A 26,551-nucleotide genomic window follows, 5' to 3' on the forward strand; every position below is an offset into this window, starting at 1 on the left:
GGAGGGCATGCCCGGCATGATGGGCGGCCGGGGCATGGGGACCCCGGCGAACCAGCCTCGCGCCCGGGTGAAGCGCGATCTGGGCGGCCAGAATCAGAAGAAGGATGGCAAGGAGGAGGTCGACCCCGAGAAGGTCACCATCTTCGACCCCTACTACAACATCGTCGAGCTGCAGGTCTACGTCCAGGCCCGCTTCTACTATCCGCCCGCCCCGGAGGCCCCCGCCGAATCGCTCAGCCCGGGTGAGGAAGTGGCCAGCGACCCGATGACCGACGCCCCGGCCGAGGACGCTGCCCCGGCCGACCAGCCGCTCGACCCAGCGGACACCGACCCGGCGGCCGCCGACCCGGCAATGCCCCTCGACGACACCGACCCCGCCGAGCCGATCGGGGACGAGCCCACGGCCCCCGAGGCCCCGGTGCTGGAGACTCCCGCCGACCCCTCGGAGGCCGCCGACGCCCCCGATCCGGACGCGGCCGAGGACGACCCGGCCCCTCCGGCCGACGAGCCGGCCCCCGTGCCGGTCGATCCCGAGCCGTCGCGCTTCTGACCCCCTCCCCGACGGCTTGCGGCCGACGACCCCTCGTCTCGGGACGGCCGCAATGGCCGGGCCTGCAGGTCAGACAACCTGCACCCGCCCTCCGCCCCGAGGCTCGCCCCCCGCTCTCATCCCGATCGCGGGGGTTGCAAGCCATCCTCGGAACCGTGCCTCGAACACCTGACCCCAATCGCCCGTACCCGAGTCCGATCGGAATCCGAAGGAGGATGCCCAATGGCCAACCCGACGGTGGACAAACTCAAGACGCTCGCGCTGCGGTTCGCCGACAAGGTGGCCGTGGCCATCACTGCCGTGCTCTGCCTGGTCTTCGTCTTCCTCGCCGTGAGCAAGGAGACGATCGACACGACCCCCGACCGCGTCAGCGAGATCGCCAATCAGGCGCAGCAAAACATCAACCGCCAGCAAGAAGAAAAGGCCATCGTCTCGAAGATCGAAGAGGACGGCATGGTCCTCCAGGACTTCGGGACCCAGGTCGCCAAGCGGGAAACGACCAAGGTCGACGTCCGTCAGTTCGCACTGGCCCGGGCCTTCGTCAAGGCCGAGCCGGGCGCGGGCCTGATCCGAGACGCCGTGAACGATGAACTGCTCGCCCCTTACGAGCTGATCGCCACCGCCGGCCGGGGGGGGATGCCCTTCGCCGTCCGGGACGAGTCCGGGAACCTCGTCCCCCCCGACCCGAACGAGAAGAAATCGTCCATGTCCGGCATGGCCGCCATGTACGGCATGGGCGAGGGGATGATGCCCGGCATGGGCAGCGGCGGCATGGGGGGCGGCACGGCCAAGAAGAACGTCCGAGAGGAACAACTGGCCCAGCGCCAGGAGAACGTGAGCACCAAGAAATCCCAGGCCGCGATCGCCGGCGCCGCCGGCCTGCCCATCCCCGAGGAGGAGGAATCGACGGAGTCGACCGCCCCGGTCGACTTCAAGACCGAGGTCCGCGGCCAGCGCTGGGTGGCCGTCGTCGGGCTGCTCAACAACAAGCAATTCCGCGAGCGGTACGCCAAGGCCCTGAAGATCCCGGTCGAGAGCCCCGAGTCGCACCCCGACTACAAGCGGATCGAACTGAGCCGCCAATCGTACGACCCGGTCGCGGGCGACTGGTCGTCGTGGACGACGGTCGACCCCACTACCCTGGAACAGATCGTCGCCGACGTCGCCTTCGAGGAAGACCCGACCGTCGAGCTGACCCCCGATCCGGTGCGACTCGACCCGATCGTCTCCTTCCTGCCCTACCTGTCGGCCGGCTACTGGGCCGGCGTCCACCACGCCCAGCTCATCCCCCCCGACAAGCTCCGCGAGCTGCTCGCCGAGAAGGAGGAGAAGGACGACGTCCCGATGGGGATGATGGGCATGATGGGCATGATGCCCGGCATGATGGGTAGCGGATCCGGCGAAATGACCCAGGAGGGGATGATGGGCATGATGGGCCCCGGCATGATGATGGGCGGCCGCTCCGACATGGGCATGATGGGCGGCGAGTACGGCATGATGGGCGGCATGGGCATGATGGGCATGGGCCGACCCACCGCCGCCGGGCCGGAGCACATGACCGAGGAAGACATCATCATGGTCCGGGGGCTCGACTACACGGTCGAATCCGGCACGACCTATCGCTACCGCGTCCGGGTCGTCGTGGCCAACCCCAACTTCAACCGGGAGGATGTCGCCCCCGGGGTCGACACCGAGGCCCGCGAGATCAGCGGCCCCTGGAGCGACCCGACCTCGGTGGTCCGCGTCCCGGCCGATGTCTCGATCTTCGCGCTGAACCCCGCCCGGGGCGGCTACAGCGAGGACACGGTCGTCTTCGACGTCGCCGCCTGGGACACGAACACCGGCTCGCTGGTCGTCTCGACCTTCCCGACCGCGCCGGGCCAGTTCGTCGGCCGCCCCGCCCAGCGCGAGGTGGCCGTCGAGGGTGAGGACCGGCCGCAGAACAAGGTGATCAACCTGCAAAGCCGCCAGCTCGTGCTCGACACGATGGGCGGCCAGACGCCGGTGCAGAACCTGGGGCTGCCCAGCACGTTCGAGCTGCCCGCGGTGGTGGCCGTGCTCCGCCCGGACGGGACGATCGCCCTGCACAACCAGTCGTCCGATGCCACCGACGAGCAGCTCCAGTTCATGCGGGAGTCGTATCGGCTCTCGATCTCGAACGAGCTGAACAAGAAGAGCCGCGGCAACGACATCGGCATGATGTACGGCGGCATGATGGGCAGCTTCTGACCCGACACGACACGAAGCACGCTTCCAGGCCCCTCGATACCCGGCAGAGGGGGCCGATTCGGCCTTCCTCTGCCGCGGAAATACGACGGCTCGCCCTCGTGCGAATCACCCCTTCGGGGTGGAGGCACGGGGGCGAGCCGTTTCTCATTCCGGGGGGGCGCCCGGGCAGCCGTCATCCGCGCGAGTAGCGGTGTCAGACCTCGACGACCAGGCGTTCCCACCCGGAGGACGGCGCCAGGTCCGAGCAGGTCTCCGGGTCGATGGCGGCGGCGGCAATCCGCAGGCTGGCCTCGAGCCGCGGCCCCGGCCTGGCGAAGTAGGAGGAACCGTCGGCGAGCGTCACCATCCCCTGGCGGACCGCGGGCAACGACCGCCAGCCGTCGAGCCGGGCGAGGGGTGACACCTCTTGCCGAACCCGTTCCAGCTCGAATCCACACGGGGCGATCAGGAGGACCTCGGGCTGGGCCGCCATGATCGCGTCCCAGCTCGTCCGCCTTGAGGCTTCGCCGTTCTGGGCGAGCAGTTCTCGGCCGCCGGCCAGCTCGATCAGCTCCGGGTTCCAGTGGCCCGAGGTGAAGGGGGGATCGGTCCACTCGACCATGATCGTCCCCGGCCGGGGCCGACCGGCACGCCGCCGGGCGATCTCCCGGGCCGTCGACTCGAAGCGGCCGATCAGATTCTCGGCCTCGACCTCCGCGTCGAGCAGGCGGCCGACGCGCCGGAAGACCTCGAACACGCCGCTCAGATCGGTCGGATTGACGCTCTCGACCCGAGGCTGGTTGGGTAAGGTCGCGGCCACCTTCCGCACGGTCGCCTCGTTGACGGCACACACGTCGCACTGGGTCTGGGTCAGGATCAGGTCGGGCTGGAGCGATTCGAGCAGGTCGCGGTCCAGCTCGTACAGGCTGCCGCCCTGCTCGGCGACCATCGCGTCGATCTGGGCACTGGTGCCGGCCGGGTCGATCTTGCTGCGGGTCAGGTGGGGCAGCCGGGCGATGGGGGGCGGGTAATCGCACTCATGCGTCACGCCGACCAGCCAATCCCCGCGGCCGAGGTCGCAGACGAGTTCCGAGAGCGACGGCAAGAGGCTGGCAATCCGCATCGAGTGTTCCTTTCGCCCGGTTGGACCGACCGCACGAGGCATGCGCTCAGGCCGGCGGCCGGATGTCCGTCTTCGGCCCGACGGCCACGAGGGTCATGGGGAGGAGCGGGAATTCGTCCAGGACGCGCCGAATCTCCTGCAAGGTCACCGCGGAATACGAGAGGATCTCCTGCTCGATCGGCTGATACGTCCGGCGATAGGTCCAGTCGTAGCCGAGCGGCATCAGGCGGCCCATGGGGCGTTCCGATCGCAGTACGAGCCGCGAGAGGATCTTGTTCTTCGCGCGATCCAGTTCCTCGGCGGTCGCCCCTTCGGCCGCGAACGACCGGTAGACCGAGGCGACCCGTTCCAGGTTCTCCTGGGCCGAGGGGGGGTCGCAACTCAGCAGCGAATAATAGGCGCCGGCCCCCTGGTAATCCTGGAAGCTCAGGTCGGCCCCGTCGGCGTGGCCGGGGTCGATCAGCTCCCAGTAGAGCCGCGACCCGGAGTGGTCGCCCAGGATCGTCGCGATCAGCGAGGCGACGTAGCGATCGGGGCTCTCCAGGGCGGGGGCGTCGCCCACGGCGATGACGGTCTCCTGATGGTCGTCCTTGCGGAGCAGTCCCCTGGGCTGGCCGACCCCCCGGTGCGGCGGCAAGGCCCGATCGGCCGGGGGTCCCTCCCAGGAGCTGCACAGCGAGCTTGCCAGGTCGAGGACGTGCGGCCACTCGACGTTCCCGGCCACCGCCAGGACCACGTTCGGCGGGCCGTAACGCCCGGCGAAGTAGCCTCGCATCTGATCGACGGTCAGGGCCCCGATCGTGTCGACCGTCCCCAGGACGCTCTTGCCGAGCGGGTGACGGTCGAAGTGGGCCGCCTTGGCGGCCTCGTAGGCGACCATCATCGGGTTGTCGTCGTACATCTTGATTTCTTCGATGATGACCTGCTTCTCGGTCTCGAAGTCCTCGGCGTCGAGCCTCGGCCGCATGATGTCGGCCAGCACGTCGAGCGCCTGGGGCAGATACTCGGGGAGGCAGGAGACGTGGTAGATCGTGTCTTCCTCGGAGGTCTGCGCGTTGTGCCGGGCGCCGATCCGGTCGAAGTCGCGGTTCACGGCCAGGGCGTCGCGGCGGGCGGTCCCCTTGAAGACCATGTGCTCCAGGAAGTGCGAGACGCCGGCCAGCTCGGGCGATTCGTCTCGGCTCCCGGCCCGGACGAAGAACCCGGCCGCCGCGGATCGGGCCAGTTCGTTCCGCTCCAGGATGACTTGCAGGCCGTTGGGAAGCGTCTCGTGGTAAAACGTCACGGTAAACTCCGAGAGAGTGACAGGAAGCCACCGATCCGGGACCACTGCCGACTTTTGGGAAATGTCCAAGGGGCCGGGAACCCTTCCCGGCCGATCGGGACTCTCGCGAGCCGGGTCGGCTCGCGCCGCGATGGTTCGAAACGTTCTTGCGCACGACGGACGCGGCCGGCTCAGGGCAGGGTCAGCGGATCCGGCCCGAGGGTGAGGACGGTCATCGCGTCCAGCTCCATCCGGGCGGCAAAGGCGCTGACGTCGGCCGGGGTCAGGGCGTCGAGGGCGGCGGAGACCTCGTCGAGCGGGCGGACCCGGCCCAGGTGGAACCAGTCGGCCGCGAGGGACGCGGACCGGCTCATGCTCGACTCCTGCTGCATGATCAGGGCGCTCTTCAGGCCCGCCCGCATCATCTCCAGCTCCTCGGCCTCGACCCCCTCGCTCGCCAGGCGTCGCAGCTCGTCGAGCGTGACGTCGAGCGTCTGCTGGGCACGTTCCGGGGCGGTCCCGGCGTAGCAGATCACCGCGGCGCGGTCCTTGTGGGCCTCGTACGAGGCGAAGACCGAGTAGCAGAGGCCGCGCTTCTCGCGGACCTCGGTGAAGAGCCGGGCCGAGGTGTAGCCGCCGAGGATCGCCGCGGCCGCCCGGGCCCGGTAATAGTCGGGATGGGCGACCGCCACGGTCGGGAAGGCCAGGGCGATCTGGGTCTGCTGCGTTTCCTGGGAAATGTGGTCGCGATGGGGACCGGCCGGGCGTTCCTCGACCTCGATCTCGGCCCCCGGCTCCCAGTCGGCGAAGAGGCGGGCGACCTCGTCGCGGAGCCGGTCCCAATCGAACGCCCCCGCCACGCCGAGGATGGCGCGGTCTGGGCGGTAGGTCCGGCGATAGTGGGCACGCAGATCCTCGGGGGTCGCGGCGGTGATCCCCTCAAGCGTGCCGATGGCCGATCGGCCCCAGGGATCGGCGAAGTGTCGCCGGCGGAGTTCGGTGATCGTCTTCGACCCCGGGTCGTCTTCCAGGCTGCGGAGCGACTGGTAGCAGAGGGCCCGGATCGATTCGACTTCCTCGTCCTCGAAGCGGGGGCGGCGGAGCACGTCGGCGAAGATGTCGAGGGCGGGCAAGAGGTTGCGCCCGAGCGCCGCGGCGGAGACGCTGGCGTGCAGGGTCTGCGCGCCGACGGCGTGGGAGACCCCCAGCTCATCGAGCGCGCCGAGCAGTTCCCGGCTGTCGCGGTCGCCGGCCCCGCGGGTGACCCACTCGCCGAGCATCGCCGCCACGCCGGGCCGATCGGCCGGCTCGAAGGCCGCCCCCGCGGGGATCAGCATGCTGAACGCCGCCGACTGGACGTGCGGCATCGGCTCGGCGAGCAGGATGAGTCCGTTGGGGAACTGGTGCTGATGCAACTCGGGGGTCATCGCGATTCCTCGGACAAGGAGGCACAGGAAGCAAGAGGCGGCGGGGAAGGACAGGGACCAAGGGCCCACCGGCGGGGGGCACGGTCCTCGTCTGCGACCCGATCGCGCCCCGGGACGGCGGTGATGGCGAGGGTGGGCCATCGTCCGATCGGGCGTCGCGGATCGGCCTCACGTGAGACCGGTCGGGGCAGCAAGGTCCCTGGAGCGAGATCAGCCATCGACGGCCTTGTACAGCGTCTTCACCCGGCAAAAGCCGAGCCCGCGATAGAGCCGGACGGCATGGCGATTCTCGGCCGTGACTTCGAGGAACGCCCGCGGGACCCCTTGCTCTCGGAACCCCATCAGCGCCCGGCAGACGAGCCGGGCCCCCAGCCCCCGGCCCCTCCAGGCGGGCAGGACGCCGACGTTCTGGATCGCGCCGAAGCCTTCCCGGTCGATCACCCCCTGGATCGTGGCCACGTAGCCGGCCGGCGCCGCGATGAGCCAGGTCGCCGCGGGCAGGAACCCCGGCTTGCGTCGAATCTCCCTCATCAGTCGACGGCATCCGGGGAGGTTGCTGAGGCACGGGAACACATGGGCGTCGATCTCGTCTCGGAAGCAAAGATACTTCACCTGGGCGTGGGCTTCCAGCAGCGACTCGTCCCAGGGTTTCCATTCGTAAGGCGCGGGCAACGAGGGTGGGGTGATCCCCGCCAGGTCGATCTCCATGCGATACCGTTTGTAGTAAGTAATCAAACGCCATCACCCTCGACTTCCATCGCCCAGGTGCTCGCGAATCGCGGGCCGAGCCGGGCGAGAAGGTGACCTTCGGGGCTCTGGTGATTCGGGCAGGTGATGGCCATGGGGCGCGGGCCGATCCGACCTCGGAGACCAACGAGCATTCGCGAGTTATTCTAGTCCCGATGTCGGAAGGGGGTCAACGCGAGGCGTCGAGGGGGTCGGGCGATCCGATCGCCCGCCTCCGGGCCTGCGTGCCGATCAACGACGAGGAGTCACGCCGCGATGCAACCGCCAAAGATGACGTTCCCCGCCCTGCTCGCCCTGGTGATCGCGGGGGGGCCGGGGGCCCGGCCGGGCGAGGCGCAGGACTCGGCCTCGCTGACGCGATGGCTCGGCCCGGCCTCGCTCGTCTCGAACCCGGGCCCGGGAGAGACCCTGTACCTGATCCGGGCGTCGGTCGCGTGGTCCGAGTCGGCCCCGAGGCAACGATCCCGATACGAGGTCGAGGTCAGGCTGCCCGACGGCGGGGTCGAGCGGCGCCCCTTGCGGCCTTCGGAAGGGCCGGGGGCGTCGGTCGTCACGGTCCAGGTCCCCGCCAGGGCGGTCCGCAATCGCCTGCCGCAGGCGGTCCGGATCGAGGCGACACTGGTCGACGCGGCCAGCGGAACCCCCTTCGGCCGTTCACTTTCCGGCACGATCGACCAGTTCCCGACGACCGGCTCGCCCGATCGCATCCCGCCGATGGGTTCGTTTCGACGGGGCCGGGCGCTCGACCCGATCGCCGCGGGGGCGCAGTCCCTGCCCGACCCAGGGCCGGACGGCTGGCGGTTCGTCCGGATCGCCTCGACACCGGAATCCCCTGGCCTGTTCCTGGCCACGAGCGAGGCCACGAACCGCCAGGTCGCGGCGCAATTGCCCGATCACGACCCCAACGCCGGCCGGTCCGATGAGTTCCTGCTCGACGCCCCCGACCAGCCGGCGGTGAACCTGACCCCCCGGCGAGCGGAAGCGTACCTCGATGCCCTGGGCACGGGCGACCCGTCCGGCATCCCCTACCGATTGCCGACGCTCGACGAGTGGCAGCGGGCCGCCCGGGCCGGCCGATCGACCCGGTTCTGGTGGGGGGACGAGGCCGAGCGTCCCGAGGGAGCCAACCTCCTCGGCCCCGAACCCGGTGAGGCCACCGACACGACCGTCGCCGCCACCGATCCTGGCTACGAAACGAACCCATGGGGCCTCTCACACACGTTCGGGAACGTCGAGGAGTGGGTCAGAACGAATCCGGACGACGGCGCAGGATTCGCCCGAGTCGGCGGGCACTTCCGGTCTGAGCCGGACGAGGCGGCCGCCCCGACGAGGGTCGACGACCCCGACGACCTCGGCCCGGACCCGTTCGTGGGCCTTCGGCCCGCCTTCGACCTCGACGCGGAAACCGGCGCGGCCTTGATCCGGACGGCCCTGGCGGGGGATCCGGGGCTGGCCGACGTGGTCGTGTCGTTCGACCCCGACCGGGCGCAGGCGACGCTCTCGGGCCTGGTGCCCGAGTCGGACGACCGTCGGCGGGCGGTCGAGCGGCTGGATCGGTTCTGGTGGCTGGCGGCGGTCGAGGACGCGATGGTCACCCCCACCATCCCCGAGGGCCAGCTCGTCCGGATCGGGGCGCCGGCCGGGCCTGCGCGACGGACCTCGGTCCTGGGGCGGACGATCCTGGAGATCCCGGTGGCGGTGCGCTGGGTCGGCCCGCAGCCGGTCGCCGGCTCCGACTGGTGGGTGAACGTCTACGGCCCCCGAGGCGAACACTTCGCGCACCAGCTCGACCGGGACTCCGTGGGCCGATCACCGGTCCGCGTCTCGATCCCGGCCTCGCTGCTCGACGCGAGCCGATCCGCCCGGGTCGCCCTGAGCCTGGCTCGCCCCGAGACCTCTCCCGAGGGTCGGGGGATCGTCAGCGACGTCGCGACCCTGTCCGTCCTCCCCTGAGGCCGGGGCCGCGTGCCCGGGGGCGGGCGGCCCCGGACCGGGCGGCAAGCCATCACGGAACTCGGGGGGATCGACCCGCTTTTTGACGCGAGATCGCGGGGATCGGCCCGCGGTTTCGAGCCAGATTGGGCTGTCAGGGGTGGCCCGGGGGGGCATCGCCCGGGTGTCGGGGATGACGACGGGGGGCCCGATTTCGGGGCCGGCCGACCATTTTTCCGGAATGAACTGAAGATTCCGGGCGATTGTCACGATCCCTACAGTCAGAACACCGCCGAAACCTGCGTGCCCGGTTCGCATTCGTCGCGTCGATGCGGGGTACGCAGACAAAGGGAACGTCGCCGAGGGGCAAGGGCCTCGAGGAGCCGGGACCGGCGTCGGTGGGTGATCGGTCCGGGGAGGAGGTCGAGGTTGAGGCGAGGGCGAGGCATGGCGAGAAGCGGCTTGGTTGTCGCGTCGTCGGGGTTGACCGGGCGGGTGCTTTTCGGTAGCACACCGGCTCGTCAGTCCCTGTCTCGGCCATCGCCGGTCGTACCACACCTCGGCAAGACCCATCGCAGCCGGATCGGAGCAGGGTGCAGCCGCCGGGTCCTTCCCGGTCGGGCCGTCCTCGAGAGCGAGGCGGCCCGGTCATGGGACTTCGGCGGTCTTCAAAGCCCCGCGTCGGAGGCCACGCTAAGGACCGCCGCCAGGGAAGTCGGCGGTCGTCTCCGCCCGCGGCGAAAGGAGGTCGCGTTGGGAAGGCTCAGAACTCTCACGATCCTGATGATGAGCATCGGGGCCTGGTCGGCCGCCACGGAAGGGGCCTATCAGGGGGGCGCGCCATCGGCCGCCCCGGTCAATCGTCCACCGGCTCCGGTGCCGCCGGTCCAGTACCTGCGGGCGGGAGCAGACCTGTTCAACCAGGGCAAGTATGACACCGCGGCCCAGTATCTGAAGGCCGCCCACGATTATCGCGACGGGCTCTCGGAGTCCGAACGCAGCCGGCTCGACGAGTACCTCCAGGCCATGGATTCGCTCGTGACCAAGCCGGCCCCGGCCTCGGCACCGGCGGCCTCGCCGGCCCCGGCCCCGGCCATGGCCGCGGCCCCCGGCGTCGGCCAGGAGGCGGAGCCGATCGGCCGCGACTACGCGACCGATTCCAAGTCGATGGCCCACTGGCTGCTGGTCGCGGCCCGCGAGGACATCGCCACGGGCGACTACGAGGCCGCCCAGGCGAAGCTCGACAAGGCCCGCGACATGGACGTCAAGTGGGGCCTCTTCGACGACCTGAGCCCGAACAAGCTCCAGAAGGAGCTGGACAAGGCCCGGCCGGCCGAGGGCGCGGCCACCGTCGCCGACACGACCCGCCCCGTCGACGACCCGAAGGCCGCGAAGGCGGCGGCGAAGGTCAAGCTCGAGGAGGCCCGCGAGGCCCTCAGCCGGGGCGACTACGACCGGGCCCAGGCGATCGCGATGGAGGTCGAGACCTGGGGCCTGAGCTTCGGCATCTTCGAGGATAGCCCCGAGAAGGTCGCCTCCGCCGCCCGGGCCCTCCGGCCCCGCCAGTCGTCCGGCGGCCAGAACGACCAGTCGACCTACGACCTGCTCGTCTCGGAGGCCCGGGCCCTGCTGCAGCGGGGGGAATTCGACCAGGCGGCCCAGAAGGCCCGCAAGGCGTTGACCCTGAACGTCGTCCCGACGCTCGACGCCGACCGCGCCGAGGCCGTCCTGCACGACATCGACCTGGCCCGGGTCCAGGGCGGGCCGGCCGCGAGCGACGCGGACGTCCGGCTGGTCCAGAACGTCGAAGGGGCCGATGAGCTCGGCTTCGACCCGTTCGCCGAGGCCGCCCCGGCCCCGATCGAGGCCCTGCCGACCTTCGACGAGCCGGCCGGCGAGGCGGTCGTGGTGGGAGACGCCCCGGCGTCCGACCCGGTCTCGGCCGCGATGGACCGTGCCAACGCCCTGATGGCCGGCGGCAACTTCGCCGCCGCCCGCGAGGCCGTGGACCAGGCGGTCGCCGCCGGTGCCGGTGCCGAGGCCGAGGACCTTCGGGCCCAGATCGACCTGGCCCAGCAGGCCGCGGCCCTGCAGCTTTACGACGCCGCCCTGGCGGCCGTCCGGAGCCAGGAGTTCGACCGGGCCCGGGCGATGCTCAACGAGATCGCCTCGATGCCCTCGGCCCTCGACAACTCGATCAGCCAGCGGGTCGAGGACCTGCTGATGAAGCTGCCGCAGGACGGCACGGGTCGGGTCGACAACCTCGACGCCCAGATGGACGCCGAGACGATCAACGCCCAGCGGATGAACGCCGAGGTGGGCACCAAGGTGGCCGAGTCGCGCCGCCTGATGGAGGTCGAGCCGGACAAGGCCATCGCCCTGCTCGAGGAGACGAAGGCCTCGGTCATGGCCGCCGACCTGTCCGCCCCGGTCACCCGCACGATGGTCCGACGCCTCGAGGTCGCCCTCGAGCTGGCCAAGAAGGACAAGCTGGCCTTCGACGCCAAGATGAATGACAAGGAGGCGCACGCCGAGGCCCAGCGGACGAAGCTCCGCATCCTCGAGGCCGACTCTGCCAAGCAGCGTCAGGTCACGGAGATGATGGACAAGGCCATGGCCGCCCAGGAAGACGGCGACTACGCCGCCGCCGAGGCCTGGGCCGAGCGGGTCATCGCCCTCGACCCGAATAACGTCTCGGCGACGGCCATGGCCACGGTCATGCGGGTCCGCCGCCACTACGAGGAAGACCAGCGCATCCGGGCCGCCAAGGAAGAGGGCGTGCTCAACGCCCTGCACGACGTGGACCGGTCCTCGGTCATCGACGGCGACGTGCTGCGGGACGGGATCACCTACCCGCGGAACTTCCTTGAGATGACCAAGAACCGCGACCGGTTCGCCGACCCGGTCCCCTACAAGGAGCCGGAGACCCTGGAGGTCGAGAAGAAGCTCAACGAGCCGATCTCGATCAACATGCCCAACGGCACGATCGGCGAGGCGGTGGATTTCCTCCGCAACTACACCGGCATGAACATCACGGTCGACAACGTGGCCCTGCAGGACGAGGCCCTGGCCGAGTCGACCCCCATCAACAACCTGGTCCTGACCAACACGAAGATCAAGACCGTCTTGCGACTGATGCTCGAGCCGCACGGCCTGAGCTACAAGATCGAGGACGGGGTGCTGGTCATCACCACGCCGCAGTCCAAGAGCCGGTCGTTCGCCCGGGTCTATCAGGTGGCCGACCTGGTGGTCGCCCCGCCGCGGAACCCGAAGCCGCCGATGCAGACGATCAACCAGGGGGACCCGAACGCCCAGCTGAACGTCAACCAGGCGAACTACTCCCCGGAGACGCAGGGGGAATCGGGCAACTGGACGGTGGAGAAGAAGGAAGACCGTGACGTCGACTTCAACCCCCTGATCCAGCTCATCACCACCTCGATCGCCCCGGGGACCTGGGAAATCTCGGACCCGAACTCGGGCAGCTCGGTCCGGACCGGCTACGGCCTGGGCGGTGCCGGCTTCGGTGCCGACGCGGGGCTGGGCTTCGGCGAGGAGGAGCCGCCGATCGGCTCGATCACGCCGTTCTTCCTGAACCTGAGCCTCATCATCCGCCACACGTCGGACGTGCACGACCAGGTCATCGACCTGCTCCGGCAGCTCCGGCGGCTCCAGGACCTCCAGGTCTCGGTCGAGGTGCGGTTCATCACCGTCAACGACAGCTTCGCCGAGTTCATCGGCGTCGACTTCGACTTCTCGATCCAGTCCGACCTGTTCGGGCCCAAGAGCAGCTTCGTCGTCCCGAACCCGGCGGCCACCCCGGTCTCGCCCGGCCCCGGTGCCGACGACGATGCGGCGGGGCTCGCCCCCTGGCTGGTCAACCCGCAGCGGGACCACTCGCTGGGCAACCGTCAGCCCCTGACTCTCGGCGTGGGCAACGCCCAGCCGGGCATCGGGTCGCAGCGGTTCACCGGGGACCTGCAAATCCCGGTCCTGCAGGACAGCTACTCGCCGGCGAGCCTGATCTCGAACCTCGGCAACCTGAACGCGGGGACGAACTTCGGCATCGCCTTCCTGAGCGACCTGGAGGTGTACCTGTTCCTCACGGCGGTCCAGCAGAACACGCGGGCCAACGTGGTGCAGGCCCCGAAGGTCACGACCTTCAACGGTGCCTCGGCGACCATCGGCGACCAGACGCAGCGGTTCCTCGTCACCGGCCTGACGCCGGTGGTCAACGCGGGTGCCGTCGCCTTCCAGCCGCAGATTTCGCCGATCCAGGACGGCGTGACCCTGCAGGTGACCCCGGTCGTGACGGCCGACCGCCGCTACGTCCGACTGACCCTCTCGCCGTTCTTCCAGGTGCTCTCCGACGTGCAGACCTTCACCTTCGGTGCGGGTGCGGTTGGCGGTGGCGGCCTGGGCGGCGGTGCGGCCGACCTGCAATCGACCCTCCAGCTGCCGATCGTCTCCAACACCTTCGTCATGACGACGGTGACGGTCCCCGACGGCGGCACGGTCCTCCTCGGCGGCATCAAGCGGCTGACCGAGCAGCGGCTGGAGTTCGGCACGCCGGTCCTCTCGAAGATTCCGACCATCAACCGCCTGTTCCGGAACATCGGCATCGGCCGGACGACGGACAGCCTGATGCTGATGGTCACGCCTCGGATCATCATCCTCGAGGAGGAAGAGGAACGGCTGGGCATCCCGGCCGTCCCGATTCCGGGCCTCTGATCGATCGATCCGTCGCCCGCCGCGGGCCGGGCTGATCGGGCTGCCTCGACCTGAAGCAGCCCGGCCCTCCCGCCAACCTCTTTCTTCCCAAACGCGACGAGGGCCGTCGGGGGTCATTCCCCGGCGGCTCTTTTCATTTGTCGAGTGGGGCGATAGCCTGGATCCGGTCGGATCCACCGTGCAATCACGTTCGATCCGATCCGTCCCCGACATCCGACGGCACCACCGAGATCGAGGAACCGCTCCCATGTTCGCCCCCTGGCTCGTCGGACTCGCCCTGATCGCCGCCCCCGCCCCGGCCCTCACCGGTCCCGTCCAGCTCCCCGTCGATGCCCCCAAGGAAGACTCGTTCCAGGCCCCGGAATCGTATCGCCCGCTGGGGCCGGCCCTCTGGTTCGATCCCGAATCGCGTCGCCTGATCCTCCGGGCCCAGGTAGTGCGCCGGGAAGGGTTCCTGGAGCACCTGCTCTGCCTGCGCCACTCGAAGGAGCACGAGTCGATCCTCGCCACGCCGGCCGCCCCCCGGCTGATTCACGCTGGCCTGATCCTGACGGGAGTCGAGCCCGGCCATCCGGTCCGCTATCGCCCGGAATTCGCCCCGGCGACCGGCCCGGAGATCGCGATCACCGTGGAATGGGTCGAGGACGGCAAGCCCCGATCGGCCGACGCCCGCACCTTCGTCCAGAACGAACAAACGGGCGAATCGCTGAAGCATCACTGGGTCTTCGCCGGGAGCATGGAGATCGACCGCCCGGGCCTGGACGAGCCGCTCTACGCCGCCGACGGGGGGGACCTGATCACCGTCGCCAACTTCCCGGAGGCGATCCTCGACCTGCCCATCGCCAGCACCGCCGACGACCAGGCGTTGAATTACGTGGCCAACACGCCGGTGCTGCCCCCGCTGGGCGATTTCGTGACCCTGATCCTCGCCCCCGCGAAGGCCCCGGCGGCCGACGCCAAGCCCGCCCCGGCCGCCGACGAGCCGTCGGGCCGGTGAGCGCCGGCGGACGGAGGAGGGAAGTCTCCTTGGTCCGTGTTTGCCGGCTGCGGTCAGGATCGAGGGTTCGCCACGGCCCTGTCTTCGAGGTCCTCATGACCGGGGGCCGGTCCCTGGTCGAGGGCAGCCGGTGTTGCCGATGAAAGGGGGACGCGGGCGACCTCGACCCAATCGTCGGGCACCCAGGCCTCGCCGGGGACGATCCGGCCGGCGAGCCGATCGAACCGCGACCGCGACTCGATGACCACCAGGGCCGTCACGAGGAGATAGAGGCCGAGCCAGACCACCGTGAACGCCGTCTCGAAGTCGAGCGGGAACCAGGGGGTCGGGCTGGTGGTCAGGCCGAAGCGGTCCGCGATCAACCAGGCCAGGAACAGGAGGAGCGCCCCGATTCCGAGGATGAGGAGCGTAACCAATGCCAGCCCCGCCCAGGCGGCCAGCCAGGCGCCGATCGTCAGGGCCATGGCCGTCGTCGCGCTGGCTGAGCCGAGCGAGACGCGAACCCCGACCGCGGCCATGAACGTCATGACCGTGAGGGTCGAGGCGAGCTGGATGACGTAGTCCATCGGTTCCATCGCGCCGAGGACGATTGCGAGCGACCAGGCCATCAAGACGGCCAGGATCAGCCATCGCAGGGCGTGCAAGCTGCCGAGGAGTTTTCCGGCCACGATTTCGGGGCCTTCGAGCGGGCTGGTCAGCAGGGCATCCCAGGTCCCTCGCTCGCGCTCCGAGGCGATGGCCACCGCGGCCCGGAGCCCGACGGCCCAAGCTAAGAAGAGGCTGAACCAGGGTGCGGTGTCGACGATCGCCCGCTGGAACCAGACGAGCCGGGCCGACGCGGTGTCGATCGACGATTGCCGGATCAACGCATCGAGATAGAGGCCGGTCAGGGTCAGGCTCGCCAGAATGAGATAGAGCACGGCCAGCACCCCGAGCCATTTCCCGAGGCCGCCGAGGCTGTTCCTCCGCTCGATGAAGATCTCCTTCCAGAGCATCGGCCGGTCGCCCATCGGCCTGACCCGCCGACGGCCGACGCGCCAGCCTTGCCAGGATCGCCCGGCCTCGCCGTCGAGCCACCGGAGGCTATTGGGCCTCAGGCGAAGGATCGCGACCGCCGCGCCGAGCACTCCCATCGTCAGCCAGCAGAGCACGGTCCGGAGCGCCGGGCCGACCTCCTCCTGCCAGACCATCGAGGAAATGGCCCCGAAGGGATTGAGCGGGGCGAGTATTGCCGAACGCCCCGGCCAGACCAGGTCGGCCAGCAAGGGGGAGAGCATCACGAACAGGCCGATGGCATAGGAGCCGAGCAGGGCGTCGCGCCCCCTCCGGGAGAGGACCGCCACCCCGGCCGTCAGGCCCGAGGCCCCGAGCGCCAGGGCCGCCCCGTAGAGCGTCATCACGCCGAGCACCTCGGGGCGGATGGCCGCGAGGAAGGCGAGCAGGAGCATCGGCGGCAGCATGGCCAGCAAGACCGACCCGACCTGGGCCAGCCGGCCCGCCAGACGGCCGGCCACGATCTCCCGAGCCGAGACGCGGGTCGTGAGCAAGAGGCCCATCGAGCCCCGCTCTTGTTCTCCGCTGAAGCTCCCCGCGACGACGGCCGGCCCGAAGACCAGGGCAGTCGTCGCCGCGAGGCCGAGGAGGATCGCCAGGCCGCCCCGCAAGGCCCCGAAGGGGGAGAAGTCGGGGTCGGCCTCCTCATTCCAGTTGATCCACCACCACCAGAGGATCGACACGGCGATTGCGGCCGAGAGCAGGCCCGCCGCCCCCCGGGCGAGGAAGAGCCAGCCCTTGCCGATCGCCCGGCGGCACTCGGGGCCGACCAGAGGGCCGAGCCAGGCTTCGCGTGCCCACCTCATCGCCCTCGCCCCGCCTCGTGCATGAGCTGTTTGGCCCGAATGGCGGCCGGCACGCTGGCGGCCTTCACGCCGGGACGGTTCAGGACCACGAGCGTCACGATCGGATAGATCGCCCCCAGGACCAGCATGCCGATCCCCATGACCGTGTAGGTGGCGGCATAAAGCTGAGTCATGTTGGGCATTCCGGCGGGGATGCCGCCGCCTTGCGTGGCGATGCTTTCCTGCACGGCCTCGCCCAGGTTCCTCGAAAATGAGGGGACGACGAAGACCACGAAGACCGTCTGCAGGATCAGGAGCCGCGCCAGTTTGACCCCGGCGACCCAGAGGCTGAGCCGTCGCCCCCACTCGACCCGCTGCAGGAGCACGGCCCCGGCGACGATCATCATTAGATTGACGATCAGCGAAGTGGCCGAACTGACGACCGACCAGGTGCCGAACGACTGCATCTGGCTGCCCATCATCACCAGATCGGAGCCGGGCGGCAGTTGCGGCCCACGCGCGGCTCGCTGCTCGATGGCTTCACGAAAGACCTGTTTGGCGGCCTCGGACTGCGCCGAGGCTTCACGAGCCTCCAGGGTCGCCAGGGCTTCGCGGTGGGATCGCTCTGCCTGCAGCATGAGGGCCCGCTCCAAGCCTTCATACGGCTCCGCCGTCATGCCGTTGAAGGCCATCCCGCCGAGCATGGTCCAGGCGACCGCCACCAGGCCCGCTCCGAAGAGGAGGTTCAAGGCCCCGATGACCGAGAATGGCTTCGGCCGAGGCCGAACGGGGGGCGTGTTCCGTGGTCCGCTCATCGTTCCTCGTGCCTCGTGCTGGTCGCTTCGGGGGAAATGGATCGATGGGAATCCGACCGTTGCTCATGTGCTTCGGGAGCCAATCGCCCCGCGACGGCGAGCCGAACTCCGGGTCGGGACGCAACCACGAGTACGATCACGGGGTAGACGGCGAGCAGGCCCTGACTGCCCACCATCACGGCCACGAAGAGGCGGCTCATTCCCTGTTCGTACTGGGCCAGCTCCGCGTCGATGGCGGCCGTCTCGTCGTCGTCGGGCATGGGGGGAAAGAGGGAATCGCGCAGCTCGACGGTCCAGCGCTCGGCCATTCCGGGAGCCAGTGGAACGGAGGCCACGGCGAATCCGAGCATGGCGGGAACCATCGCAAGCGCCGCCAGCCGGGCGGTCGAACGGCCCCATCGCCTCAGGCGAATCAAGCCAAAGCCCGACGCGATCAGCAGCCCGTTCAAGACCGACATGACCCCGAGTTTCACCGTGGCTCCGGTTCGAAGCGTCGGATCATCAAGAAAACTCATGCTGAAGCCGAACCAGGCGGGATTGCTGACCTCGCCCATCGAGACGACCGTTTGCTCCGCCGCGATGACCTCACGCTCCTCGTCCGATTCGGCCGCCGCCAGCCGCGCTTGAAACTGCTCGCGGCGGGCAGACCACTGGGCATCACGCTGCTCTTGCTGCTGACTCTGCGCCCAGGTCATCAGGCGACCGAAGGTGGGCATCGCCAGGACCACGCCGGCCTCGTAGAGGACGGCCAGCAAGAAGAGCGAGCCGAAGACGAGATTGAGGTAGCCGAGCGATTTCGCCGTGATCGGCTCGGCCTGAGGGGCGTTGAGGGGGTCGTCGATCATGGGGAAGTCATCCTTCTTTGCTCCAGAAGTCCCGCCGGATTGCAGGGGTGTTCGTCGCCTGGCTTGAAACATTGTGAGAGGAGTTCCAGAAGGGCCATCGGTGGCTTCGGGTGATGGGCCAGGGCGCGATTTCGGTAGAATCGAGCGAAAATGACCGGGGGCACGATCGCAAGCACCGACCTGTCGAGCCTCCCGATTGGTCGAGATCGGTTTCAGGAAAGGACGCTCACGTCTTGAACGGCTCGAACCCCTATGAAGCCCCGAGGAGTGGCCGGAGCGATGGCGACCGCCTCCGGCCCCGAATGGGGCGTCGGCTTCTTGCCGCGGTGGGGGTCTTCCTGCTGAACCTGCCGCTTGCGGCCTCGGTGACGGCGCGAGAATCAGGAGGTGATGCCTGGATCGGGGTGCTGCCGGCCCTGGTGGTGCTGGGACTGCTTGGGGTGGGTCTCTGTGCGATTTCGGAACAGGTGGGCATGACGCTGCTCTTGGGCGGGACCGGGATCGCCCTGTTTCAAGTAGTGCCCATTCTGCATGGGATCGCAGGGTGGATTGCGCTTTGGGTCACCTTCGCGGCAGGGATCACCCCACGCCCCGGCCAGGTGACGACCTGGCCGGCCGGCTTCTGCATCAGCCTGGTGGCGGGTATCCTCTTGATCAAGCTGGCGATCGGGCTGGGGGTGCTGCTTCAGGTGCTGACCCCTCCCCGTTGGCAAGGGATCATGACCCGAGTGATCCGATGACGGCGGTTCTTCCTACCGCTCCGAATCTCTCTTTCCAAATGTTTCCCGGTGCGGAGCCGACCCCTTTGTCTGACCCTTCGAACCCTTACCTGGCGCCGGAAAGCCCCTTGGGTTTTCGACAGAACGAACTGGCTGGACCGCGACGGGGAACCCCCGCGATGCTGGCCGCCTGGGTGGTGGTCTTCCTGGTCAACCTGCCGGTCCCGGTCATGTTCGGTAACTTGCTGACCGAGGGGAACGCCCGGCTCGGGATGATGATGGGGACGATTTTGCTGGGGCTGATCGGGGGTATCATCTGCCAACGATCCTACCGGATCTGCCTGGCGCTGAACTCTGGAGGGTTGGTGGTCGCTCTGACCCAGTTCGTCGCGATCCCGCAGTTCATCGCCGGCTCGATCGGCCTGCTGGTTTCGACGACCCTCGGTCTGGCTGATGTGAATTTTGATGCCGGGCGAGATGAGATGACCCTATGGGGCGGTGGCTTTGTGACCACGATCGTCACCGGAGCCTTGCTGATGGGGCTCGCCCTGGGGATCGGCCTCGTCTTTCAGTTGCTGGGGCTGGGCCGGGATCGCCTCAATCGCATCGAGAAACCCAGCATTCCCGAGTAAAGTCAATCGGTCATCCGACTCCTGAACCGGGCTCCCACTTGCGGTAATCGTCGGGCGTGTCGAGATCCTCGGTCGTCCCGGGTTCGGGCACGTCGAGCAGGACCACGCGATCGGCGAAACGCTCGCGGAGGGCGTTGATGCCGACATCGGGCGGCAGGTCCCGGATGGCACTTGCAACCGGCCAGGGCAAGCCGAGCGGATGCCCCCGTCTCGTGTCGAAAACGGGGACGACGATCGCCCCGGGATCAGTGCGCATCCGATCGATCACGCTGGCGACCAGAGTAGGGGTCAGGCCGACGCTGTCTCCCGGACAGATCAAGACGGAGGAGGGCAGGGGGCCTCGCTCCAGGAGATCGAGACCGGCCTCGACCGTGGAGCGCATGTCGGGGGTGGCGGCGGGCAGTTCCAGGGTTTCTGCCCCGGATTGGGCCGCCTGGTCGAGCAACTCGGCCGAGCCGGGCTCACTGCGGGGCGGTGCGATCACCAGGACTCGATCGGCCCCACCGGAGCGCAGGGCCGAGACGACCCGGGCGATCACGACCTCGCCCCCGGCCAGGGGGAGGGTCAGCTTGGGTCGGCCCATCCGGCGGCTCTGGCCGGCCGAGGGGACCAGGGCGGCGATCACGAGCCGACCGCCTCGGGGGCGTCGGTCGCCTGGATGCGGGCGAAGGCATTCGTCTCGACCGCCTGCGGCCCCAGGTTGCGCCGGGCGATGAGCTGCGCGACCACGCTGATGGCGATTTCCGGGACCGTTTGCGAACCGATCGACACCCCGATCGGGGCGGTGACGCGGGCCAGGTGCTCCTCGGCGACCCCCTGTTCTCGCAGGCCGTCGAAGATCAGGCGGATCTTGCGTTTGCTGCCGATCAGCCCCACGTACGAGGCCGAGGTCGGGGCCAGGTGGAAGAGTGCCTCCTCGTCATGCCCGTGCCCTCGCGTGACGATCAAGGCATACGTATGAGGCGTGGTCTTGAGCGCGGGGAGGACCTCGTCGATCGGGCCGACGACGATCTGATCGGCCATCGGGAACCGATCGGGGTTGGCATACTGCTCCCGGTCGTCGACGACGGTCACGTCGAAATCGGCCTCGGCGGCGAGCTTCGCCACGGCCTGGCCGACGTGCCCGGCGCCGACGACGACCAGGCGAATCCGGGGCAAGACCGGCAGGATGGCCACCCCTCGGGTGGAGGCGAGCCGAGGGCGGCGGTCGATCGGCTCGACCAGGGTGGCGACGGCCGCGGGGGGATCGCGCCGCGGCAGGCCGGCGACGAGTTCCGCCTCCGGGCCGAAGAGCCAGCGCTCGCCGATCGCCTCGGCCCCGCAGCGTTCGGGGTCGATCGCCACGGCCTCGACCAGCCCGAGCCCGGCGTCGAGACGATCGCGGTAGGCGCGGAAGTAGGCGGCGGCCTCGGGGCCCCGGAAGGCCTCGGCCAGGATCACCATCTTGCCGCCGCAAATCAGGCCGTCGGCCCAGGCGTAATCGTGATCGAGCACGAAGGTATGGCGATCGGCCCCGGTTTGGCCGAGGCGTCGCAGGGCCTTCTGCTTCACCTCGTTCTCGACGCATCCCCCGCCAAGCGTGCCGACCTGGCCGCCGTCGGGATTGACCAGCATCAGGGCGCCGGCCTTCTGGGGGGTCGAGCCTTTGGTCTCGACCACCTGGCAGAGCAGGGCTTCCCGGCCGAGGTCGAGCAGGTCGGTCAGTCGAACAAGGACGTCTCGCATGGCAAAAGGGCCGCGGGGTTGTGGGGCCGGGGCGTCGTCTGAGGGTCGATCCCCTCCAGGCTAGTCGCGCCGGCTCCCGATGGGCAAGCCGGTCGCACCGCTGGAGCCCGAGGGCCGATCGGGTTACGATGCGGAAGCGTCGGATCGACCGACGCGATTGCTCGTCATGAACGAACGCCGATTCCAAAGTACCCGATGAGCCTCCGCCGAGCCGAACATGCTCCCCTGATCTCTCCTCCCCGAACGAACGGAGCCCGAGCCATGACCGAGTCGAACCGCCGCGCCTTCCTCGGACAGTCCGGGGCCGCGATCGCCGCCGGCCTGACCCTCCTGCCGGGCCGATCGGGCAAGGCCGCCCCCTCCGATCGCGTCAACCTGGCCGTCATGGGCATCCGGGGCCGGGGAGGCGGGCTCGCCCAGAGCTTCGCCGCCCTGCCGGGGTCGCGGGTCACGCACCTGGTCGACGTGGACAGCAATCTGTTCGGCCAGGCGGTCCCGGCCATCGCCGAGCGGCAAGGGTCCGAGCCGGAGGCGGTGACCGACTTCCGAAGGGTGCTCGACGATCCCGATGTCGATGCCCTGGTCATCGGCGCCCCCGACCACTGGCACGCCCCGGCGACGGTCATGGCCTGCCAGGCGGGCAAGCATGTTTATGTGGAAAAACCCGCCTCCCATACGCTCTGGGAAGGCCGGAAGATGATCGAGGCCGCCCGGAAGTACGACCGCGTGGTGCAGGTCGGCACGCAGAGCCGCAGCACGCCGCATTATCGGCATGTGATCGAGGAGGTCTTGCGGTCCGGCCGGATCGGCACGGTGCTCCAGGCCAAGGCCTGGAACAGCCAGTATCGGCCCGACCTGCCCGAGGCCGAGGACGGCGAGCCGCCCGAGGGTGTCGATTACAACCTCTGGCTCGGCCCCGCCCCCGAGCGTCCGTTCAACCCGAACCGGTTCCACTATAGCTGGCACTGGCAGTGGGACTATGGGACCGGGGACGTGGGCAACGACGGCGTGCACGACCTCGACATCGCCCGATGGGGCCTCGGGGTGGGGATGCCCAGCACCGTCTCCAGCACCGCCTTCAAGGCCGTCAACTCGCACTGGGAGACCCCGGATACCGCCTTCGCCACCTTCACCTTCCCGGACACCCCGGCCATCCTCGTCTTCGAGCAACGCGACTGGTCCCCCTACGTTCAGAATGGTTTCGAGAACGGCGTGATCTTCTACGGCACGGAGGGCCGCATCGAGATCGGCCGATCCGGATGGCGGCTGTTCGAGGGGAACGAGGAGATCCCGGTCGAGTCGGAACCGTTCTCCGACCGCCCCCACTTCGAGGACTTCCTCGACGCGATCGCGACCGGCCGACGGCCCCACGCCGACATCGAGGAAGGGCACCACTCGGCCGCCCTGGCCCACCTCATCAACATCACGGCCCGGACCGGCCGAGGGTTCCTGACGCTCGACCCGACGACCGAGGAAATCCTCAACGATTCCGAGGCCCAGAGCCTGACGCGCCGATCGTACCGCGAACCGTTCGGTATCCCGGATCAGGTCTGATCCAGTTCCTTTTGCACTCCTCGAACCCCGGAGCCGACCCCGAGCCATGCGATTGATCCTCGCCAGCGCATCCCCCCGGCGTCGGCAACTGCTGACCGAGGCCGGGTACTCGATCGAGGTCGATCCCTCCGGGGTCGAGGAGCTTGAACCCGAGGGGCCGGTCGACCCGGCCGCTTACGTTGCCGAGCTGGCCTGGCGCAAGGCCCACGCGGTCGCCTCGCGGCGGGGGTCGGGTCTGGTTCTCGCGGCCGACACGACCTGTGCGCTGGATGGTCGCCTGCTCAACAAGCCGACCGATCGCCGGGACGCCGATCGGATGATTCGCGCCCAGGAAGGGCGCGAGGTGGCCATCCTGACCGGCCTCTGCCTCTACCGCGCCGATCGCCGCGAATGGATCGGCGCGGTCGAGACGAGCGTGGTGCTTGTCCGCGAGATGACCGAAGACGAGCGGATCGCGCACCTCGACTCCGGCAACTGGGAGGGGAAGGCCGGGGCCTATGGCGTGCAGGATGACGACCCGATCGTCTCCGTAACGTCCGGGAGCTGGTCGAATGTGGTCGGCCTGCCGCTGGAACGCCTCGAACAGTTGATGCGTGACCACCCGTCGATCCTCGCCGATCGCTGACCCCGGAGCCGACTCGATGAACGATCACGTCCGAGGCAAGGCCCTGCCGGTGGTCATCGCGCTGGCTGCCCTGACGGCCGCGGGGCCGGGCACGGCCGACGATTCGCCGAGGCGGCCGAACGTGCTGATCATCCTCACCGATGACCAGGGATGGGGGGACGTCCGCTGCCACGGGAACCCCGCGATCGACACGCCCACGCTGGACGTGCTGGCGGGTCAGGGGGTGCGGTTCGATCGGTTCTTCGTCAGCCCCGTCTGCGCGCCGACCCGGGCGAGCCTGCTCACCGGGCGGGATCACCTGCGCACCGGGACCGCCTGGGTCACGCATCGCCTGGAGTCGATGCGAAGCGAGGAGGTCACCCTCGCCGAGGCCCTGCGAGACGCCGGCTATGCCACCGGGTGTTTCGGCAAGTGGCACAACGGCGGGCATTATCCGATGCACCCCAACGGCCAGGGGTTCGACGAATTCCTCGGATTCTGCGGCGGTCATCTGAACAATTATTTCAATCCGCTCCTGGAGCGGGACGGCCGGCCGATCCAGCCCGAGGGGTACGTCAGCGACATCCTCACCGACGCGGCGATCGACTTCATCGGCCGGAACCGCGATCGGCCCTTCTTCTGCTACGTCCCGTATAACGTCCCGCACAGTCCCGACCAGGTCCCCGACGCCTTCTATCGGAAGTACGCGGACCGAGGGCTCGACCCCAAGCTCGCCTCCGTCTATGCCATGACCGAGCAGGTGGATGCCAACATCGCTCGCATCCTCCACACGCTCGATTCGCTGGGACTGGCCGAGGAAACGATTGTCGTCTTCTTCTCCGACAACGGCCCGAACTCCGACCGCTACAACGGCGGGATGCGGGGCCGGAAGGGGAGCGTCCATGAGGGGGGGACGCGCGTCCCGATGTTCCTCCGATGGCCCGGACGGCTCGGACCGGGGACGACCGTGGGGCAGATTGCCGCCCACATCGACCTGATGCCGACCCTGCTGGAACTGTGCGGGGTCGAACCGCCCGAAGGGGTCGACTTCGACGGGCTGAGCCTCGTCCCCTTGCTCGACGGCTTCGAGCCCGACTGGCCCGATCGGATGCTCTTCACCAATCAATGCCGCCCGATCCCCGAGGACGGCTCGCCGCTGCCCGGTTCGGTCCGGACCCGGCGATTTCGCTACGTCCGCGAGCGTAACGCCGAGCAGCTTTACGACATGGTCGCCGACCCCGGCCAACGGCGCAACATCGCCGCCGAGGATCCCGAGCGGACCCGGGCCCTGGCGCTCGCCTACGACGCCTGGTTCGCCGATGTGACCGAGGGCTGGGACGGCACGATCCCGGTGCCGGTCGGCCATCCCGATCGGCCGATCGTCACCCTGCTCGGCCCCGACGCCACCTTCGACGGGGGCATCCGCTGGTGGGCCACGCACGGCTACGCGAACGACTGGCTCACCGATTGGACTCGGACGGATCAACGCATCCGGTTCGATCTCGACGTGCTCCGGCCGGGGGATTACCGGGTGACGCTCCGCTACACCGCCCCCGAGGCCAATCTGGGTGCCCGGGTGCGGGTCGAGGCGGGCGGGGCAGCGGTCGAAGGGGTGCTGGCCGAGGCGCACGACCCCGCACCGATCCCCAGCCCCGACCGGGTCCCGCGCGGCTCCCCGAACGATCAGGGGCACTGGCGAGGGGAAGCCTTCGAGAAACTCTGGGGCGATTTTTCGCCGGGCGTGATCCCGCTCGATGCCGGTCGGCAAGCGCTCACGATCCGAGCCGTCGAGGTCCCCGGGGCCGGGGTGATGGACCTGAAAGGGGTTGTCCTGGAGCGCGTCGGACCATGAGCCCGTCCGCGTATGCCGACCGCTTCGACGGCGATCGGGCCATGTCCGACCTGATCCGACTCTGCGACCTGGGGCCGAGGCCGGCGGGGTCGGAGGCGATGGACCGTCAGCGGGGGATCGTGGCCGAGGCGTTCCGGGCGCGGGGGGCCGAGGTGACGCTCCAGGAGTTTCGAGGGGTCCACCCCCTCTCGGGGCGAGAGGTCGGGCTGGCGAACGTCGTCGGCTCGTGGCGGCCGGGACGGTCCGATCGCGTCGTGATCGGCGCGCACGGCGATACCCGACCGCGGGCAGACCGGGAGCGAGACCCGGCCCGCCGCCTCGGCCCCTTCCTGGGGGCGAACGACGGGGCCTCGGGGGTCTCGGCGCTGCTGGAACTGGCGAGGCACCTGGACGAGCTGCCCGGGTCGCCGGGCGTCGACCTGGTGATGTTCGACGCCGAGGAGCTGGTGTTCGACGAGGTCGGGGAGTATTGCCTCGGCTCCCGCGAGTTTGCGCTCCGGGCCCGCCAGCAGGAGCAGGCGGGCGGCCCATGCTATGAGGCGGCCATCGTGCTCGACATGATTGCAGGCCGAGGGATGAGCCTCTGTCGGGAGGGGTTCGGGCGAGACTATGCAACCTGGCTGACGGAGGAACTTTGGGAGATTGCCCGGGCGCGCGGCTCGTCGCGATTCTCGGACGACTGGGGGCATTATGTCGAGGACGATCACCTGCCGCTGCTCGGGATCGGCGTGCCGGCGATCGCGCTGGTGGATCTCGATTACCCCCAGTGGCATACGCTCGATGACCTGCCCGGAGCCTGCGATGCCGGGGCGATCGCGGACGTGGGCCGGGTCGTGCTGGAGTGGCTCGCCCGGTGGGGGTCGGGCCCCGAGTGGGCGGGAAAAACTGGCCTTCTCGATCCGGAGGGCCGAGAGTAACGTTGCGACTCGCGACGTTTCCGGAAACGTCCCGGAAGGCCCAGCACGTCCTGAACGATCACGCGGAATTCGCG

The 26,551-nt window shown here is 69.3% G+C and carries 19 protein-coding genes and 1 pseudogene; 11 read left to right on the top strand and 9 right to left on the bottom strand.

Annotated elements, in window-relative coordinates; all coding sequences use genetic code 11:
- Window positions 1–550: pseudogene (locus AB1L88_RS09260) on the top strand (hypothetical protein); the annotation flags it as partial.
- Window positions 551–772: 222 nt separating this feature from the next.
- Window positions 773–2,779 (top strand): hypothetical protein, encoded by a 2,007-nt coding sequence (locus tag AB1L88_RS09265; RefSeq protein WP_367096366.1) that lies wholly within the window; start codon window positions 773–775, stop codon window positions 2,777–2,779.
- 193 nt (window positions 2,780–2,972) lie between these two features.
- Here the strand turns inward: AB1L88_RS09265 and AB1L88_RS09270 are convergent, their stop codons facing one another.
- From AB1L88_RS09270 to AB1L88_RS09285, 4 genes are all read right to left on the bottom strand, one after another.
- A complete protein-coding gene (locus tag AB1L88_RS09270) occupies window positions 2,973–3,881 on the bottom strand; it encodes an ABC transporter substrate-binding protein (RefSeq protein ID WP_367096367.1) in 909 nt (302 codons plus the stop codon).
- Between the two features lie 46 nt (window positions 3,882–3,927).
- A complete protein-coding gene (locus tag AB1L88_RS09275; RefSeq protein ID WP_367096368.1) occupies window positions 3,928–5,166 on the bottom strand; it encodes a pitrilysin family protein in 1,239 nt (412 codons plus the stop codon).
- Window positions 5,167–5,336: 170 nt separating this feature from the next.
- The gene (locus AB1L88_RS09280; protein ID WP_367096369.1) at window positions 5,337–6,572 is read right to left on the bottom strand and encodes a pitrilysin family protein; all 1,236 of its coding nucleotides are present in this window, start codon (window positions 6,570–6,572) and stop codon (window positions 5,337–5,339) included.
- Window positions 6,573–6,782: 210 nt separating this feature from the next.
- On the bottom strand, window positions 6,783–7,307 hold the full coding sequence (locus AB1L88_RS09285) for an N-acetyltransferase (protein WP_367096370.1): 525 nt from the start codon (window positions 7,305–7,307) through the stop codon (window positions 6,783–6,785).
- 267 nt (window positions 7,308–7,574) lie between these two features.
- On the opposite strand from AB1L88_RS09285, the gene AB1L88_RS09290 reads away from it, so the two are divergent.
- The 3 genes from AB1L88_RS09290 (at window position 7,575) to AB1L88_RS09300 (ending at window position 14,976) form a co-directional block, all read left to right on the top strand.
- Window positions 7,575–9,272: an SUMF1/EgtB/PvdO family nonheme iron enzyme gene (locus AB1L88_RS09290; RefSeq protein ID WP_367096371.1), complete on the top strand. Its 1,698-nt coding sequence runs from the start codon at window positions 7,575–7,577 to the stop codon at window positions 9,270–9,272.
- 762 nt (window positions 9,273–10,034) lie between these two features.
- Window positions 10,035–13,979, top strand: a complete 3,945-nt coding sequence (locus AB1L88_RS09295; RefSeq protein ID WP_367096372.1) for a type II secretory pathway, component PulD — start codon at window positions 10,035–10,037, stop codon at window positions 13,977–13,979.
- 247 nt (window positions 13,980–14,226) lie between these two features.
- Window positions 14,227–14,976, top strand: coding sequence for a YdjY domain-containing protein (locus AB1L88_RS09300; RefSeq protein WP_367096373.1), 750 nt, complete (start codon window positions 14,227–14,229; stop codon window positions 14,974–14,976).
- Window positions 14,977–15,029: 53 nt separating this feature from the next.
- Here AB1L88_RS09300 and AB1L88_RS09305 read toward each other — a convergent pair whose 3' ends face one another.
- Genes AB1L88_RS09305 through AB1L88_RS09315 form a run of 3 tightly spaced genes read right to left on the bottom strand, consistent with a single transcriptional unit; the run spans window position 15,030 to window position 18,474 of the window.
- The gene (locus AB1L88_RS09305; protein WP_367096374.1) at window positions 15,030–16,835 is read right to left on the bottom strand and encodes an ABC transporter permease subunit; all 1,806 of its coding nucleotides are present in this window, start codon (window positions 16,833–16,835) and stop codon (window positions 15,030–15,032) included.
- A complete protein-coding gene (locus AB1L88_RS09310; protein WP_367096375.1) occupies window positions 16,832–17,629 on the bottom strand; it encodes a hypothetical protein in 798 nt (265 codons plus the stop codon). The genes AB1L88_RS09305 and AB1L88_RS09310 overlap by 4 nt, the downstream gene beginning before the upstream one ends.
- Window positions 17,626–18,474 carry a hypothetical protein gene (locus AB1L88_RS09315; protein ID WP_367096376.1) on the bottom strand — a complete coding sequence of 283 codons (849 nt, stop codon included), beginning with the start codon at window positions 18,472–18,474 and terminating at the stop codon, window positions 17,626–17,628. Before AB1L88_RS09315 ends, AB1L88_RS09310 begins: the two co-directional genes overlap by 4 nt.
- 233 nt (window positions 18,475–18,707) lie before the next feature.
- Here AB1L88_RS09315 and AB1L88_RS09320 point away from each other — a divergent pair, with 233 nt between their 5' ends.
- Window positions 18,708–19,214: a hypothetical protein gene (locus tag AB1L88_RS09320; RefSeq protein WP_367096377.1), complete on the top strand. Its 507-nt coding sequence runs from the start codon at window positions 18,708–18,710 to the stop codon at window positions 19,212–19,214.
- A gap of 158 nt (window positions 19,215–19,372) precedes the next feature.
- Window positions 19,373–19,825, top strand: coding sequence for a hypothetical protein (locus tag AB1L88_RS09325; RefSeq protein WP_367096378.1), 453 nt, complete (start codon window positions 19,373–19,375; stop codon window positions 19,823–19,825).
- Window positions 19,826–19,835: 10 nt separating this feature from the next.
- On the opposite strand, the gene AB1L88_RS09330 is transcribed toward AB1L88_RS09325, so the two are convergent.
- On the bottom strand, window positions 19,836–20,450 hold the full coding sequence (locus AB1L88_RS09330; RefSeq protein WP_367096379.1) for an NTP transferase domain-containing protein: 615 nt from the start codon (window positions 20,448–20,450) through the stop codon (window positions 19,836–19,838).
- Window positions 20,447–21,550: an XdhC family protein gene (locus tag AB1L88_RS09335; protein ID WP_367096380.1), complete on the bottom strand. Its 1,104-nt coding sequence runs from the start codon at window positions 21,548–21,550 to the stop codon at window positions 20,447–20,449. Before AB1L88_RS09335 ends, AB1L88_RS09330 begins: the two co-directional genes overlap by 4 nt.
- A 261-nt stretch (window positions 21,551–21,811) precedes the next feature.
- Between AB1L88_RS09335 and AB1L88_RS09340 the strand changes: the two genes are divergently transcribed.
- The 4 genes from AB1L88_RS09340 to AB1L88_RS09355 are packed head-to-tail and all read left to right on the top strand — an operon-like array spanning window position 21,812 to window position 26,477.
- Entirely contained in the window at window positions 21,812–23,104 is a 1,293-nt protein-coding gene (locus AB1L88_RS09340) for a Gfo/Idh/MocA family oxidoreductase (protein ID WP_367096381.1), read from the top strand.
- Between the two features lie 46 nt (window positions 23,105–23,150).
- Window positions 23,151–23,729 carry a nucleoside triphosphate pyrophosphatase gene (locus AB1L88_RS09345; RefSeq protein WP_367096382.1) on the top strand — a complete coding sequence of 193 codons (579 nt, stop codon included), beginning with the start codon at window positions 23,151–23,153 and terminating at the stop codon, window positions 23,727–23,729.
- Between the two features lie 16 nt (window positions 23,730–23,745).
- Window positions 23,746–25,560: an arylsulfatase gene (locus tag AB1L88_RS09350; protein ID WP_367096383.1), complete on the top strand. Its 1,815-nt coding sequence runs from the start codon at window positions 23,746–23,748 to the stop codon at window positions 25,558–25,560.
- Window positions 25,557–26,477, top strand: coding sequence for a M28 family peptidase (locus AB1L88_RS09355; RefSeq protein WP_367096384.1), 921 nt, complete (start codon window positions 25,557–25,559; stop codon window positions 26,475–26,477). Before AB1L88_RS09350 ends, AB1L88_RS09355 begins: the two co-directional genes overlap by 4 nt.
- The last annotated feature ends 74 nt before the right edge of the window (window positions 26,478–26,551 follow it).

It is taken from the genome of Tautonia sp. JC769, assembly GCF_040717455.1.
In the GTDB taxonomy this organism is placed as follows: domain Bacteria; phylum Planctomycetota; class Planctomycetia; order Isosphaerales; family Isosphaeraceae; genus Tautonia.